A 13,414-nucleotide genomic window follows, 5' to 3' on the forward strand; every position below is an offset into this window, starting at 1 on the left:
AACCATGGGATTTGCCCGGCTGCAAGGTCGACGGCGGCAACTATGACCCTTCTGGCGCGTTTGCAACGACCAAGCGCTGTTAGGCCGCCAAACTTAAGCCCAACTGGGGGGCCAAACACTGCGACAACAGATAAACCAGACGAGAGTGACCGGCATGAAAAACTCCTCTTTCGCTACGACCAGCGATTTTGCCCCGACCCGCCGCCAGCTGATTGGCCTCGGCCTGGTCCTGGCAGGTGCTGCGGCCATCAACGTCGTGCCCGGGGTCCAGTTGCTGGCGTCGGCGCAAGCGGCGGTGCCACCCACCGCGCAGAAGATCGCCGACCATTTTTCCTCGGTCAAATCGATGACCGGCGAATTCGTGCAGTTCGGACCCAAGGGCGAGCAGACCGGCGGCAAGTTCTTTCTGGAACGGCCGGGCAAGATTCGGTTCAACTATGACGGGACGTCGAATTTCAGGGTGATTTCCGACGGCAAGTCGGTGGTCATCCTCAACAAGCGGCTGAAAACCTCCGATCTCTACCCACTGTCGAAAACGCCGCTCAAGCTGCTGCTCGACACCAAGATCGACCTCTCCGGCGGCCGCGTCAAAAGCGTCAAGGAAGAAAACGACGTCACCACCATTCAACTCGCCGACAAATCGGTGTTCGGCAGTTCGAAGATCACTATGATGTTCGATCCGAAAACCTACGAATTGCGCCAATGGACGATCACCGATGCGCAAGGCAAGGACACGACGGTGATGATCTTCAACGTCAGGGAAGGCGTGAGCTTCGCCCCCGACACCTTTGCCATCGACTATACGGCGAACCGCGAGCTGAACACCAAGTCGCGCTGAGGCATGGTGATGTTCAGATAATGCCGGCCTGCGAACGGTAGTTTCCTGCGTTTCGTCGTGGGAAGCCTTTCTGGACGTCAGCGCTGCCCCTCATCTGGCTACCGCCATCTTCTCCCCGTAAACGGGGAGAAGGACGCTGTAATCGACGATTTCGCCATCCACCATGGTTGAAAGAAAGGCGCCGCGGCTGGAGCCAGCGTCTTTCTCCGGGGAGAAATGCCCGGCAGGGGAATGAGGGGCGGCGCGAGGGTCAATGATTGCGCCCGGCTTGTTTTTGCAGCGTATGGCTGGCAGTAGTTTCCGGAACTGCCTTGCCAAAAAAGCACCAGCCCGTCGGAGCTAACTAGGTTCCTGCGGTCCCGTGCCGTCCGGACTCTCCGTATGCCCTTTTCCATCGCCACCTGGAACATCAATTCCGTCCGCTTGCGCATGCCGATCGTCGAACGCCTGCTTGTCGAACAGGCACCGGACGTGCTCTGCCTGCAGGAAACCAAAGTTCCCGACGAACTGTTTCCCGAGAAGGCCTTTCGCAAGCTCGGCTACGAGCATATCGCCTTCCACGGCCAGAAGGGCTATCACGGCGTGGCGACGGTGGCGCGCCGGCCGATCGCGATTGTCGAAAAGCGCCGCTTCTGCGAGATCGAGGACTGCCGGCATCTGTCGGTCACCGTGCGGGCCGGCGGAAAGGCGATCCTGCTGCACAATTTCTACGTCCCGGCCGGCGGCGACGAGCCCGATCCGATCATCAACCGCAAGTTCAAGCACAAGCTCGATTTCGTCGCCGAAATGAACGCCATCCGCGCCGAGCACGACGAAGTGTCCGGTTCGATCCTGGTCGGCGACCTCAACATCGCGCCGCTCGAGCACGATGTCTGGTCGCACAAGCAGCTCCTGAAGGTGGTCAGCCATACGCCGGTCGAGACGGAAAATTTCGAGGCGATGCGGCTCGCCGGCGACTGGGTCGACCTGATGCGGCTCAACGTGCCTTATGAGCAGAAGCTCTACACCTGGTGGAGCTATCGCGCGCAGGATTGGGAAGCGTCGGATCGCGGCCGGCGGCTCGACCATGTCTGGTCGTCGCCAAACCTGGTGCCGAGCTTTGCCGGCTACGAGATCCTGCGGCCGGCGCGCGGCTGGGAACGGCCGTCGGATCATGTGCCGGTCATAGCGCGGTTCGACCTGGATTAGGTGTATCGATATTCAGATCAGGCCGGCCTGCGAATGGTGGTTTCCTGCGCTTCCGGTGCTCACGTACCCAAAAGTACGCTCCGCTCCGGTTCTCGGATCCCACCAGTCTCGGCTCGGCCTGATCTGAATCTCGATACACCTCAGCCTTGCCGCCCTGATTCGATGGCTTTCACGGGTCATTGGTTGCGACAGCGAGTTGAAATCCGGGTTCAGTTCTCGAAACGCGGCGCCAGCTCCTCGATGCGGCGGATCATTGCCAGAAAATCCTCGGAGATGCGCTGGTGCAGATGGACCGCGATATCCGGATATTCCTCCAGGATGCGGTGGAACATCTTGCGGCTGAGCCGCAGCACTTCCGAATCGATTTGGGCGGATGCGCTGGTCAGCCGGTTGGTGTCGGCGATCAGCGCCAGTTCGCTCAGCATCGTACCGGGACCGGCCGTGCCTATCGGGACGCGGGCGCCATCCTGCTCGCGATACAGCACGATGCGCCCGCTGACGACGATATAGGCGCAATCGGCCTCGTCGTCCTCGCGGTAAAGCTTGTGGTCGGCCTGCAGCTTGGTGGTTTCCGCGCCAAAGGCGAGCAGACGCAACTGTTCCTCCGTGAAGCCCTCGAAGAGCCTCACGGCGGACAGGATGCGGATGTCCTCATCCAACGCCATCTAGCTAGGTCCCCGAACGGCCAGTCCAATCCCTCCCTTACCAGCGCCGAGCATCCCTTTGAACGCGCAAAGGACGCGCTAAACGCTTTGAAATCGACGCACCGTGCTTTCGAAAAAAAAATATTCCGATTTTTGGTCCGATGCGTCAGCGAGTTCGATCCAGAACCACCTCCAGTCTCAGGATCGTACCCGAAAGCGGCCCCTGCCCCGACCGCTGATTGAATGATTAAATGTTTAAGGAACCAGCTTGTAGCCGCCGCTTTCTGTCACAAGAATTTCTGCGTTAGAAGGATCGCGCTCGATCTTCTGGCGCAGCCGATAGACGTGGGTTTCCAGCGTGTGCGTGGTAACGCCGGAATTGTAGCCCCAGACTTCCTCGAGCAGCACGTCGCGCGTCACCACCTTCTGGTCGGCGCGGTAGAGATACTTGATGATCGAGGCTTCCTTTTCGGTCAGCCGCACCTTGGCGCCGCGCTGGTCGATCAGAAGCTTCTGGCTGGGCTTGAAAGTGTAGGGGCCGACCGAAAAGGTGGCGTCTTCGCTCTGCTCATGCTGGCGAAGCTGGGCACGGATGCGGGCCAGGAGAACCGCGAAGCGGAACGGTTTGGTCACATAGTCGTTGGCGCCGGCTTCGAGGCCGAGAATCGTGTCGGAATCGGTGTCGTGTCCCGTCAGCATGATGATGGGCGACTTATAGCCGCCCTTGCGCAGTATCTTCACTGCCTCGCGGCCATCCATATCGGGGAGGCCGACATCCATGATGAGCAGATCGATGAGGCCGCCGCGGGCCGTGGCGACACCTTTGGCGGCGGTTGATTCCTGCAGGACGTCGAATTCCTCATAGAGAGACAATTGCTCGACAAGCGTGCCGCGCAGGTCGTCATCGTCATCGACGATCAGAATGGTGCGTGAAGTCATGGATCAATCCGTTGTTTTGAAAAGAAAATTCAGTTGACCGCTGCCTGTTTATGCGGAAGCTGACCGACACAACAGCCGATCACAATGATTTGTTCCGTGGCACGATCATACAAGAAAAAACGCGCGTGCAATGAGGCGAGCGCATTTTTGCGAAAAGGGCTTCGTGTTCTCACCGTGCGCGCCAGGCCTGGCCACGCCAGCCAGGGGCTTCTGCAGGCTGGCAAGCTGGTGTTTTCATGTGCGCTGGGACGCGGCGGCATATCGGCCGGCAAGCGCGAAGGCGACGGCGCCACGCCGCTTGGTTCGATGCGGATCCTGTCGGGATACTTTCGTAACGATCATTTTTCCGGAAGCCGCAAAACCCGGCTGGCGATGGCGCCGATCGGTCCGGATCTCGGCTGGTGCGAAGTGCCTGATGACCGCAACTACAACCGTCCGGTCAGGATTCCCTATGGCGCCAGCCACGAGCGGATGCTGCGCACCGACCGGCTCTATGATGCCTGCCTGGTGCTCGACTGGAACATTTCGCCGCGTCGCCGCGGGCGCGGCAGCGCCATCTTCTTTCATCTGGCGCGCCCCGGCTTCACGCCGACGCAAGGCTGCGTCGCGGTGACGGCGCGCACGATGGCACGGCTGCTGCCGCTGCTGTCGGATCGCACGGTGATGAAGGTGGTGAGGTAGGGGAATAGGGGAATAGGGGAATAGGGGAATAGGGGAATAGGGGAATAGGAAAGGGTCAGTAGGATCGCGCGGGCGCGCCGCTTACCTTTTAGCTGCCCTACTGCCCTACTGCCCTACGTCCGCGGCCTCTGCCAGCCGATGTCGAGCAGACCCAACCGGCCGAGTTCCCGGTCCATCACGCGCGCGACATCCTTGCGTTCGGCGCCGATATCGCGCAATTGGCGGTCCGCAAGATCGTCGACGTTCTGATGCGGGAGATTGACCGCAACTTTCGCATGGCGAAACCAGTCAAGCGTCGCACGCAGCCAGGCCGACCGGGCGATTGCAGGAGTCATAACTATGTGGGACATGGCACAATCCACTTCATTCGGATGTCAAATACGGTTTTATGTTATTTCGATGGTCCGATCATGCCGGATTGAAAATAAAATGAGAAACGAGTAGTTTTCTCAGCATCTTCAAGTTTTATTTGATGATTTGAAAATGATCGACCGGCCTCTCCTCGTCCTACTGTGATGGCTCGCCTGCTGCCGGGAACCCGTGCACTGAGGACGCTGGAGGCGGCGGCCCGGCACCTCAATTTCACCCGCGCCGCAGATGAGCTCGGCCTGACGCCGGCTGCGGTCAGCCACCAGATCAAGGAAATCGAGGATCAGCTCGGCATCGTGCTATTCACGCGCACCAGCCGCACGATCCGGCTGACGGAGGCGGGCGCGGTGCTGTTCGAGGCGTCGACCGACGCGCTCGATCTGCTTGGCCGGGCCGTCTCACGGGCGCACAAGATGGCGCGCGGAACGGCGCTGCTGAAAGTGACCCTCGACGCGCAGTTCGCGACAAAATGGCTAATGCGGCGCGTCGATGACTTTCGCAAGCAGCGGCCGGGCATCGAGCTCCGCTTCGACATTGCCTCTGAATTGCGCGATTTCGACCTGGACGACGTCGATGTCGGCATCCGATTCGGCGCGGGGAAATATCCGGGCCTCTGCACCCACCGGCTGTTCGACAACATCATCATCCCTGTGTGCAGCCCCAGCCTGCTGGCCTCCGGCCCGCCGCTGCGCGAGCCACGCGATCTCTTCCATCACACGCTCGCTCATATCGAGTGGGCGCGACAAGGCGTGACGTGGCCGAATTGGCGCATGTGGATGGCGGCGGCCGGCGTCGACGATTTCGACGACAGCCGGACGATCGTGTTCGGCACCTCGACCGACGCCGTTCAGGCCGCGCTCGACGGCAATGCCGTCGCGCTCGCCGATTTTGCCATGGTGGCAAACGATCTTTCCGAGGGCCGGCTGATCCGGCCATTCGAACTTGGCATCAGGGTTCCGCCCGACTTCGCCTATCATCTGGTCTACCCCATCGGATCGGCCAACGACGCGAGGATCGAGGCGTTCAGGGATTGGCTCCTGAACGAAGTTCACAACCCGCAGCCGGACCAACGCTTGGATGAGCTTTAGGTCGCTCTGCGTGATCAGCCGGCGGTCGTCGACCTATTTCGTGGCGGCAGGATCAGCCCGCGACTTCCCCTGCGCCGAACCAGCCGATCACCGCGCCGATGATAAGCAGCACGCCGAGCCAGTGACCGCAGTCTATGATGGTCAGGTCCCAGCCGAACCCTTCGTAGCGATGATTGACGGATAACGTCGTGGCGACGAATCCGAACCAGAGAACGAAGCCGAAGACGAGCCCGGCAACGAGGCTCGGTTCGCCACCGGTCATCGCTCCGATAATCAGGGACATTACGAGCGCCATGACAAGTTCCGCAATGAAGCTGATGACGAAGGGCAGCGGCGATTTACTCATGGTCGCCGGATCAAGCCTGGCGGCCTTGAGCCACGGCTTGCTCAGACCCATGTACCAGGCAGCCCCGAACAACCACGCCACCACGGCAGCGACGATCACCGCCAGCCAGTTCACTGCTGAAAAATCCATGATTTCCCTCCCCGGAAGCATGTCGCCCAAAAGTGCCCAGCGGTTTTGGGACAACGATATGCGTACTCTCAAAATCGTTGCGTGATGGAACGCCCGTTCGGCGATGCCGTCAAGCAAACCGCCAGACGGTCGTGCGCTTGACCAGGGCGTCTTCCAGCGCCCGGGTTACCGCCACTTCATAGACGGCAAGCGGCTCCAGTCCTGCTTGCGGCATATAGGAACGGCCGGGATCGCCGACGATAATGTCGGCGCCGCGCGCCTTCAGCGTCGCGAACCATGGCATCAGCCGGTCGGCGAAGGATTTGTCGTAGAAGACGTCGCCGGCCAGAACCACATCCCAGCCCGCATCGGCTCCGATGCAGTCCGAGCCGAGGAACTTTATCCCGACATCATTGGCCTCGGCGTTGAGGCGGATCGCGGTCGCGCAGAACGGGTCGATGTCGGCGGCGATCACCTCTGCCGCGCCGGCCTTCGCCGCGGCAATGGCGACAAGGCCGGAACCGGAGGCAAAGTCGAGCACGCGCTTGCCCTGCACATCGGACGGATTGTCGAGGATGTAGCGGGCAAGGCCTTGGCCGCCGGCCCAGGCGAAGGCCCAAAAAGGCGGCGGCAGGCCGATTTCGGCCAGTTCGTCCTCGGTCCGCTGCCACAGATCATGCGCTTCGTCGGCCAGATGCAACAGGATCTCCGGCACATGCGGCGGCGCCATCAGCGCTGTGTTGTCGAGGATGAAGCTTTTCGCGCTGTTCGGCGTCAGCGCCGTCACGGAGCCGGCGTCAGGCCGCCCATGCGGCAGACCTCTTTCCATTCGGCCGGCGTCACCGGCTGCACGGAAAGCCGTCCGAGCCGGACCAGTGCCATCTCGGCAAGCTTGGGATTGGCCTTGACCTGTTCAAGCGTCACCGGCTTCGGCATATCCTTTACGGCGCGGATATCGACGCATTCCCAGCGCGGATCGTCGGTAGTCGTGTCCTGATGAGCCAGCGCGCAGATCTCGGCGATGCCGACCACATCGAGCCCGTCATTGGAGTGGTAGAAGAAGCCGAGGTCGCCGATCTGCATCGCCTTCATATTGTTGCGCGCCGCATAATTGCGCACGCCGTCCCATTGCGTGCCGGCTTTGCCCTTCGCCTTGAGGTCCTCGAAGGAGAAGACCGAGGGTTCAGATTTGAACAGCCAGTAGTTCATTTTTTTGCTCCTCCTGGCAGCTGGCGATCAGGCAGCCGCCGGCTTGTTGAAGGTCCAATTCCATTGCCGGATTTCGACGCTTTCGAACAGCCCGGCCTTGGCATAGGGGTCTGCCGCCGACAGCGCTTGTGCCGCGGCCAGATCGGGCGCCTCGACCACGACGAGGCTGCCGTTCGGCTTGCCGTCGGCCTCGAGGAACGGACCGGCGAAGGCCAGCTTCTTCTCGCCGTTCAATCCTTCCAGGAAGGCAACATGCTCGGGCCGGGTATCGAGCCGCACCTGCAGGCTTCCAGGCTTGTCCTTGCAAATCAACGCAAACAGCATCTTCCATCTCCGGATTGTTCGAAATTACACGTCGGTTTCAGTCTTCAGCGGCCTTGTCATCAGCGCCGCGACAGCCTGGCGGATGGTGATCGTGCCGTCCAGTATGGCGGCAACGGCGGTGATGATCGGCGCATCGATCTTGCGCTCGGCGGCAATGCGGGCGGCGATCGCCGCCGTCGGCACGCCTTCGGCCAATGGCAGGCCGGCAAGTGGCTTGCCTTGTCCCAGCGCCAGCCCGTAGGCGAAATTGCGCGACTGGGCGGACGAGCAGGTGAGCAAAAGATCGCCGAGGCCGGAAAGTCCCATCAGCGTTTCCGGCCTGGCGCCGAAGGCAGCACCGATGCGGCGCAATTCGACGAAGCCGCGGGTCACCATGGCGGCCTGGGCGCTGGCGCCGAGCGCGGCGCCGGTGACGGCACCGGCGGCAATGGCGAAGACGTTCTTCAGCGCGCCGCCGATCTCGACCCCGATGAGATCGTCGCTCGAATAGCAGCGCAGGTTTTGCGCCGAGAAGCGGGCGGCCAGGTCGGCCGCCAGATCCTCGTCGCGGGCGGCGACCACCACGGCCGTCGGTAGGCCCCTGGCGACGTCGGTGGCGAAGCTTGGGCCGGACAGGGCGGCGACCGGATTTTCAGGCAGGATCTCTCTAGCGATGGCCGACAGCAGCGCGCCGGTGTCGCGCTCGATGCCCTTGGCGCAGAGAACCAGCGGGACGCCTTTCGGCATATGGGTTTTCGCGGTGGCCAGCATGGCGCGAAGCGACTGCGCCGGCGCCACCGCCAGAACGCAGTCGGCGCCGTCGAGCGCGGCCTCGATGTCGCTCGTTGCCACGATGCCGGCCTGGAGCGCGATGCCCGGCAGATAGCGCGGATTTTCGCCACGGTCGATCGCGGCGACGGTCTCCGGGTCGCGCGCATAGAGGCGGACGAAATGACCGGCTCGCAGCATGGCCAGCGCCAGCGCCGTGCCCCAGGCACCGCCGCCGAGCACGGCAATGCGCCAACCGCTTGGCGCCTTGTGCCCGCTACCGGTCATGCCTTGGCTCCGCGCCGGCCCGAGCCGACCATCGGGGCAGAGATACTGTCCAGCGGCCAGCGCGAGCGCGGCACGAAATCGGCGGCGTTCTCACCCGCGATGCCGACGCGCAGCCGTTCGATGCCGGCCCAGGCGATCATCGCCGCATTGTCGGTGCAGAGTTTGAGCGGCGGTGCGACGAAAGCAAAGCCGGCTTTCTCGCATAGGGCTTCGAGTGTCGCCTTGATCGTCCGGTTGGCAGCGACGCCGCCGGCGACGACGAGCGCAGGCTCCATCTCGCCTGGAAACTCCTGACGGAATCGGTTCAGCGCCCTCGAAACACGATCGTCCAGCGCATCCGCCACCGCCGCCTGGAACGAGGCGCAGATGTCGGCGACGTCCTGGTCGCTCAGCGGGGCAATGGCCGTTGCTGCCTGACGCACGGCGGTCTTCAGCCCGGAAAAGGAGAAATCGGGCTGCGCAGATCCCTTCATCGGCCGCGGGAAGGCGAAGCGTGCGACGTCGCCGGTCGCCGCCGCCTTCTCGACATTCGGCCCGCCAGGGTAGGGCAGGCCGAGCATCTTGGCGGTCTTGTCGAAGGCTTCGCCGAGCGCATCGTCGATGGTTGTCGCCCAGCGCTGATAGTCGCCAACGTCACGCACCGCGACGATCTGCGTGTGGCCGCCGGACACCAGCAGCAACAGGTAGGGAAAATCGAGCCCGTCGGTCAGCCGCGCGGTCAGCGCGTGGCCTTCGAGATGGTTGATGGCGATCAGCGGCTTGTTCGCCGCGGCGGCGATCGCCTTGGCCGTCATCAGCCCGACGATCAGCCCGCCGACCAGGCCGGGCCCGGCGGTCGCAGCGATCGCGTCGATGTCGGCGAGATCGACGCTCGAATCGGCGAGCGCTGCCTCGATGATGCCGTCCAGCGCCTCGACATGGGCACGCGCGGCGATTTCCGGCACGACGCCGCCGAAGGCGGCATGCTCCTCGATCTGGCTGAGCACGATATCGGACAGGATTTTCGGCGCGCCGCCGCCGTCCAGCGCCACCACGCTCGCGGCGGTCTCGTCGCAACTCGTCTCAATGCCCAGAACGCGGATCAATTCGTCGCTATCCCCTAGAGATTGTGCAACCAGTCTTTCCCCGTTAGGAGGAAGCCCGGAAAACGGCCTCAATCTGCCGGGGGTTATCACGGACGGCGCGCCATGCAAACAACCTTGAAAATCGGAACACGCGGCAGCCCGCTGGCGCTGGCGCAGGCGCATGAAACGCAGGCGCGACTGATGGCCGCGCACGGCATGCCGGTTGAGGCATTTGAAGTGGTCGTCATCTCGACCAGCGGCGACCGCATCCAGGACCGGCCGCTGTCGGAAGCCGGCGGCAAGGGCCTGTTCACCAAGGAGATCGAGGAAGCGCTGCTGGCGCGCCGTATCGACATCGCCGTGCATTCGTCGAAGGACATGCCGACGGTGTTGCCCGACGGGCTGGAACTGTCCGCCTTCCTGCCACGCGAGGACGCCCGGGACGCTTTCGTCGGCAAGGCGGCGAAAACGATCGCCGGATTGCCGCACGGCGCAAAGGTCGGTTCGTCGTCGCTGCGGCGCCAGGCGCTGATCCGGCGGATGCGGCCGGACCTCGACGTGGTGATGTTCCGCGGCAATGTGCAGACGCGGCTGCGCAAGCTCGACGAGGGCGTTGCCAACGGCACCATCCTTGCCTATGCCGGGCTGAAGCGGCTCGGGCTCGAAAATGTCATCACCGACCTGATGCCGCTCGACACCTTTCCGCCGGCGCCGGGGCAGGGCGCGATCTGCATCGAAAGTCGCATCGGCGACCTCGATGTGGAAAAGATGCTGACGGCAATCCATGATTTGCCGACCGGACAGGCGCTGGCCTGCGAACGCGCTTTCCTGGCAGCGCTCGACGGGTCGTGCCGCACGCCGATCGCCGGCCATGCGACGATATCGGGCGGAACGGTTGTCTTTGCCGGCCTGATAATCTCGCCGGACGGTACGCGGTCCCATGAGGTCAAGGCGGAAGGCCCGGTGCAGGATGCCACCCACATCGGCGAGGATGCCGCCAGGACCGTACGGGCCAGGGCCGGCGAAAAATTCTTCGACGGCTGGGCCTGACATGGTTCGTGTCCTGGTGACGAGGCCGGAACCGGGCGCCTCGCGCACGGCGCAGCGGCTTTTGGACCAGGGTTTTCCGCCGATCCTGCTGCCATTGACCGAAACGGTCGCTCTGCCGGTCGATGCGGACGGGGTCCCAAACAATGCCGTGGCCGTTGCCGTCACCAGCGCCAATGCCGTGCGTCACGCGCCGAAGGAAATCATCGCAGCGCTCGCCGGCTTGCCCTGCCATGCCGTCGGTAAAAGGACCGCGGAAGCGGCCCACGCTGCGGGATTCTTCTCCGTCAGCGAAGGCCCCGGCGATGCCCAGGCGCTGACGGATGCGCTTGCCGGCGGCTACGCCGGACAGACCATCGTCTATCTGTGCGGGCGCGTGCGGTTTCCGGGTTTCGAGCAGCGGCTGCAGGCGGCAGGCGTTCACGTCCGCACCGTCGAGACCTATGACACCGTCGCGCTGGACTATTCCGACGAAGCCGTTCTTGCGCGCTTGTCCGGCCTGCCGGTCGAGGCGGTGCTGCTCTATTCGGCCAATGCGGCCACAGCGATGCAGGCACTGGCCGGCCGGCCGGCGCTGCTTGGCGTTTTTGAGAGGACGGTTTTTTTCGCTTTGTCGGCGCGCATTGCCGCGGCGTTGGACGATGTCGCCGGCGACAGGATCCGGATAGCGCCTGAGCCCAGCGAAGATGCGCTGCTGGGCCTTTTGCAGGCGCGGCGCTGACCGGCGCCTGCCGCTGCTTGCCTGCCCGTCCCGGGCGTCAGCCTGGGGCGACTGCCTGGATCGGCATGTTTGTTCTTGCTTTGTGCCGGCAGCTGTGCTAACAAATGCTTGTCGTGCCCATTCGCGCCGGCGACCCGCCGCCAAGGCGGGTTTTCTTGTTTCCGATCTCCCTGAAGCGCAGATACGGGTCCTGCGGCGTCTCGCCAAAACCGACCCCGAAGCCACGGCGTCATCACGCCGCCCTTTTCATCGCTTGGTGATGTGCTAGACCCTTTCTGAACCATCCCGAAGCGAATTTTGTGGAGCCCAAGCATGGTCAAGACGCCGAAGATGCGGCATTCGAAAAGCCGTCGTGAGCCGGTGACCATCGAGCTCGAACCCGGCGCCGTCTCGCGCGTTGCCGACGAGGATGCCGCCAACGGGCGGACCGACGAGGCGAAGGCGGAGGAAGCGGCAAACGCGTCGCAGCCGGAAGCGCCTGATGAACCCGTGCATGCCGATCAGACCGACATCGAGCCGTGGGAACATGCCGACGCGGCCCCGCCGGCCGGCTCGGAAGAGCCCGCAGAGGGTGGCGCCAAAGGTGCCGAAGGACCCAAACCGACTTATCCGGCCGGCTCGGAGGCGTCGGCGAGCCGGGCCTTCGACTACCGTTTCGACGACGCATCCGCCAAAGCCAGCGGGACGGGGACCAGCAGCGGGACCGATGAAGCGCCGAAAGAAACCCAGACAGGGAATGAATACATGGCGCAGCCGAAGCGTGGCAGCATCAACGGCATCGTTGCCGGCATTATCGGAGGCGTCATCGCGCTCGCCGCCGCCGGAGGGCTGCAGTTTGCCGGCTTACTCGGCGCGCCAGGGGCTGGCGATGCCTCCTCGGGCGGCGTATCGCTCGATGGCATCAATGGCGAAATCGCTTCGCTAAGGAGCGAGATCGCCGGGCTCAAGGATACAGCCGGCAACAATGATGCATCGGCCAAGGTGGACGGGCTGTCGTCGGCCCTGGATCAGGTCAAAAGGGATGTCGCTGCGCTGAAATCGGCGGTCGAGCAGGGCGGAGCAGGCGACACTGCCGGGCTTGCGGCCCTTGGCGACAAGGTCAGGCAGATCGAGACGGAGATTGCGGCTCTTGGCCAGACCGGCAATACGGCGCCGGTCGATCTCGGCCCGCTCAACGAAAAGCTGGTCGGGCTCGACGCACTGGTGAAATCCGCCGGCGAGACGGCGAAAGCGCAGGAAGGCCGGCTTGCGGCGCTGGAACAATCCGTGTCGCATCTTTCCGGCAAGCTCGAGGCACAGGCAGCGCAACCGAAGATCGCGCTCGCCATTGCCGCATCGGCGCTGAAGGCAGCACTCGACCGCGGTGCGCCTTTCGCGGCCGAACTCGAAACCTTTGCGGCGATTTCACCCGATGCGCCGGAGCTCGCGACCTTGCGTAGCTACGCCGAGAAGGGCGTTTCGACCCGGGCTGAGATCGCCGCCGAAATGCCCGCCGCGGCCAATGCCATGGTCGCTGCCTCGGAGCCCGTCGACCAGAATGCCGGCTTCCTGCAAAACCTGTTGTCGAGCGCCGAATCGCTGGTCAAGGTCCGGCCGATCGGCGCCGTCGAAGGCGCCGGGGCGCCGGAAACCGTCGCGCGTATGGAGGTGGCGGTCAACCAGGGCGACTACGCCAAGGCGCTCAGCGAATACGACACACTGCCCGAGGCGGCCAAGGCCGCCGGCGCCGAATTTGCCGGCAAACTGAAGGCGCGGACCGAAGTCGAGACGCAGATCGAGGCGCTGATCGCCAGTGCGATGAAGGCGTGAGGAA

At 63.5% G+C, this 13,414-nt stretch carries 16 protein-coding genes; 7 read left to right on the forward strand and 9 right to left on the reverse strand.

Annotated elements, in window-relative coordinates; translation table 11 throughout:
* Window positions 1-154 precede the first annotated feature (154 nt).
* Window positions 155-838 carry an outer-membrane lipoprotein carrier protein LolA gene (locus tag CIT31_RS20410; protein WP_095520095.1) on the forward strand — a complete coding sequence of 228 codons (684 nt, stop codon included), beginning with the start codon at window positions 155-157 and terminating at the stop codon, window positions 836-838.
* 381 nt (window positions 839-1,219) lie between these two features.
* Window positions 1,220-2,026, forward strand: a complete 807-nt coding sequence (locus CIT31_RS20415; protein ID WP_065007232.1) for an exodeoxyribonuclease III — start codon at window positions 1,220-1,222, stop codon at window positions 2,024-2,026.
* 209 nt (window positions 2,027-2,235) lie between these two features.
* Here the strand turns inward: CIT31_RS20415 and CIT31_RS20420 are convergent, their stop codons facing one another.
* On the reverse strand, window positions 2,236-2,691 hold the full coding sequence (locus CIT31_RS20420) for a cyclic nucleotide-binding domain-containing protein (protein ID WP_095520096.1): 456 nt from the start codon (window positions 2,689-2,691) through the stop codon (window positions 2,236-2,238).
* Window positions 2,692-2,925: 234 nt separating this feature from the next.
* Window positions 2,926-3,609 (reverse strand): response regulator transcription factor, encoded by a 684-nt coding sequence (locus CIT31_RS20425; protein WP_029349304.1) that lies wholly within the window; start codon window positions 3,607-3,609, stop codon window positions 2,926-2,928.
* 84 nt (window positions 3,610-3,693) lie between these two features.
* On the opposite strand from CIT31_RS20425, the gene CIT31_RS20430 reads away from it, so the two are divergent.
* Window positions 3,694-4,290, forward strand: coding sequence for a L,D-transpeptidase family protein (locus CIT31_RS20430; RefSeq protein ID WP_095520097.1), 597 nt, complete (start codon window positions 3,694-3,696; stop codon window positions 4,288-4,290).
* A 113-nt stretch (window positions 4,291-4,403) separates the two neighbouring features.
* Here CIT31_RS20430 and CIT31_RS20435 read toward each other — a convergent pair whose 3' ends face one another.
* Window positions 4,404-4,640 (reverse strand): hypothetical protein, encoded by a 237-nt coding sequence (locus CIT31_RS20435; RefSeq protein ID WP_029349299.1) that lies wholly within the window; start codon window positions 4,638-4,640, stop codon window positions 4,404-4,406.
* Between the two features lie 165 nt (window positions 4,641-4,805).
* On the opposite strand from CIT31_RS20435, the gene gcvA reads away from it, so the two are divergent.
* Window positions 4,806-5,747 (forward strand): transcriptional regulator GcvA, encoded by a 942-nt coding sequence (gcvA, locus tag CIT31_RS20440; protein WP_029349297.1) that lies wholly within the window; start codon window positions 4,806-4,808, stop codon window positions 5,745-5,747.
* Between the two features lie 52 nt (window positions 5,748-5,799).
* On the opposite strand, the gene CIT31_RS20445 is transcribed toward gcvA, so the two are convergent.
* The 6 genes from CIT31_RS20445 to tsaD all read right to left on the reverse strand — a co-directional run bounded on the left by CIT31_RS20445 (window position 5,800) and on the right by tsaD (window position 9,851).
* Window positions 5,800-6,222, reverse strand: a complete 423-nt coding sequence (locus CIT31_RS20445; protein ID WP_095520098.1) for a DUF1761 domain-containing protein — start codon at window positions 6,220-6,222, stop codon at window positions 5,800-5,802.
* Window positions 6,223-6,331: 109 nt separating this feature from the next.
* Window positions 6,332-6,931 carry a class I SAM-dependent methyltransferase gene (locus CIT31_RS20450; RefSeq protein WP_206073394.1) on the reverse strand — a complete coding sequence of 200 codons (600 nt, stop codon included), beginning with the start codon at window positions 6,929-6,931 and terminating at the stop codon, window positions 6,332-6,334.
* Between the two features lie 53 nt (window positions 6,932-6,984).
* The gene (locus CIT31_RS20455; protein WP_095520099.1) at window positions 6,985-7,410 is read right to left on the reverse strand and encodes an EVE domain-containing protein; all 426 of its coding nucleotides are present in this window, start codon (window positions 7,408-7,410) and stop codon (window positions 6,985-6,987) included.
* 27 nt (window positions 7,411-7,437) lie between these two features.
* Window positions 7,438-7,734, reverse strand: coding sequence for a YciI-like protein (locus CIT31_RS20460; protein ID WP_065007224.1), 297 nt, complete (start codon window positions 7,732-7,734; stop codon window positions 7,438-7,440).
* Window positions 7,735-7,758: 24 nt separating this feature from the next.
* Complete coding sequence (locus CIT31_RS20465; RefSeq protein ID WP_095520100.1) at window positions 7,759-8,769, reverse strand: NAD(P)H-dependent glycerol-3-phosphate dehydrogenase; 1,011 nt, start codon at window positions 8,767-8,769, stop codon at window positions 7,759-7,761.
* The gene (gene tsaD / locus CIT31_RS20470) at window positions 8,766-9,851 is read right to left on the reverse strand and encodes a tRNA (adenosine(37)-N6)-threonylcarbamoyltransferase complex transferase subunit TsaD (protein WP_206073395.1); all 1,086 of its coding nucleotides are present in this window, start codon (window positions 9,849-9,851) and stop codon (window positions 8,766-8,768) included. The genes CIT31_RS20465 and tsaD overlap by 4 nt, the downstream gene beginning before the upstream one ends.
* Before the next feature lie 105 nt (window positions 9,852-9,956).
* Between tsaD and hemC the strand changes: the two genes are divergently transcribed.
* The 3 genes from hemC to CIT31_RS20485 all read left to right on the forward strand — a co-directional run bounded on the left by hemC (window position 9,957) and on the right by CIT31_RS20485 (window position 13,410).
* Window positions 9,957-10,883 carry a hydroxymethylbilane synthase gene (hemC, locus tag CIT31_RS20475; protein ID WP_095520102.1) on the forward strand — a complete coding sequence of 309 codons (927 nt, stop codon included), beginning with the start codon at window positions 9,957-9,959 and terminating at the stop codon, window positions 10,881-10,883.
* 1 nt (window position 10,884) lies between these two features.
* Window positions 10,885-11,601 carry a uroporphyrinogen-III synthase gene (locus CIT31_RS20480; RefSeq protein WP_095520103.1) on the forward strand — a complete coding sequence of 239 codons (717 nt, stop codon included), beginning with the start codon at window positions 10,885-10,887 and terminating at the stop codon, window positions 11,599-11,601.
* 312 nt (window positions 11,602-11,913) lie between these two features.
* The gene (locus tag CIT31_RS20485) at window positions 11,914-13,410 is read left to right on the forward strand and encodes a COG4223 family protein (RefSeq protein WP_095520104.1); all 1,497 of its coding nucleotides are present in this window, start codon (window positions 11,914-11,916) and stop codon (window positions 13,408-13,410) included.
* The last annotated feature ends 4 nt before the right edge of the window (window positions 13,411-13,414 follow it).

Origin of the sequence: Mesorhizobium wenxiniae (genome assembly GCF_002284535.1) — a bacterium.
Taxonomy (GTDB): domain Bacteria; phylum Pseudomonadota; class Alphaproteobacteria; order Rhizobiales; family Rhizobiaceae; genus Mesorhizobium; species Mesorhizobium wenxiniae.

Excerpts from the sequence above, each read along its gene's own strand:
- CIT31_RS20410 (WP_095520095.1), top strand. The coding sequence starts at position 155 with ATGAAAAACTCCTCTTTCGCTACGACCAGCGATTTTGCCCCGACCCGC.
- CIT31_RS20415 (WP_065007232.1), top strand. The coding sequence starts at position 1,220 with ATGCCCTTTTCCATCGCCACCTGGAACATCAATTCCGTCCGCTTGCGC.
- CIT31_RS20420 (WP_095520096.1), bottom strand. The coding sequence starts at position 2,691 with ATGGCGTTGGATGAGGACATCCGCATCCTGTCCGCCGTGAGGCTCTTC.
- CIT31_RS20425 (WP_029349304.1), bottom strand. The coding sequence starts at position 3,609 with ATGACTTCACGCACCATTCTGATCGTCGATGACGATGACGACCTGCGC.
- CIT31_RS20430 (WP_095520097.1), top strand. The coding sequence starts at position 3,694 with ATGATTTGTTCCGTGGCACGATCATACAAGAAAAAACGCGCGTGCAAT.
- CIT31_RS20435 (WP_029349299.1), bottom strand. The coding sequence starts at position 4,640 with ATGTCCCACATAGTTATGACTCCTGCAATCGCCCGGTCGGCCTGGCTG.
- gcvA (WP_029349297.1), top strand. The coding sequence starts at position 4,806 with ATGGCTCGCCTGCTGCCGGGAACCCGTGCACTGAGGACGCTGGAGGCG.
- CIT31_RS20445 (WP_095520098.1), bottom strand. The coding sequence starts at position 6,222 with ATGGATTTTTCAGCAGTGAACTGGCTGGCGGTGATCGTCGCTGCCGTG.
- CIT31_RS20450 (WP_206073394.1), bottom strand. The coding sequence starts at position 6,931 with ATGGCGCCGCCGCATGTGCCGGAGATCCTGTTGCATCTGGCCGACGAA.
- CIT31_RS20455 (WP_095520099.1), bottom strand. The coding sequence starts at position 7,410 with ATGAACTACTGGCTGTTCAAATCTGAACCCTCGGTCTTCTCCTTCGAG.
- CIT31_RS20460 (WP_065007224.1), bottom strand. The coding sequence starts at position 7,734 with ATGCTGTTTGCGTTGATTTGCAAGGACAAGCCTGGAAGCCTGCAGGTG.
- CIT31_RS20465 (WP_095520100.1), bottom strand. The coding sequence starts at position 8,769 with ATGACCGGTAGCGGGCACAAGGCGCCAAGCGGTTGGCGCATTGCCGTG.
- hemC (WP_095520102.1), top strand. The coding sequence starts at position 9,957 with ATGCAAACAACCTTGAAAATCGGAACACGCGGCAGCCCGCTGGCGCTG.
- CIT31_RS20480 (WP_095520103.1), top strand. The coding sequence starts at position 10,885 with ATGGTTCGTGTCCTGGTGACGAGGCCGGAACCGGGCGCCTCGCGCACG.
- CIT31_RS20485 (WP_095520104.1), top strand. The coding sequence starts at position 11,914 with ATGGTCAAGACGCCGAAGATGCGGCATTCGAAAAGCCGTCGTGAGCCG.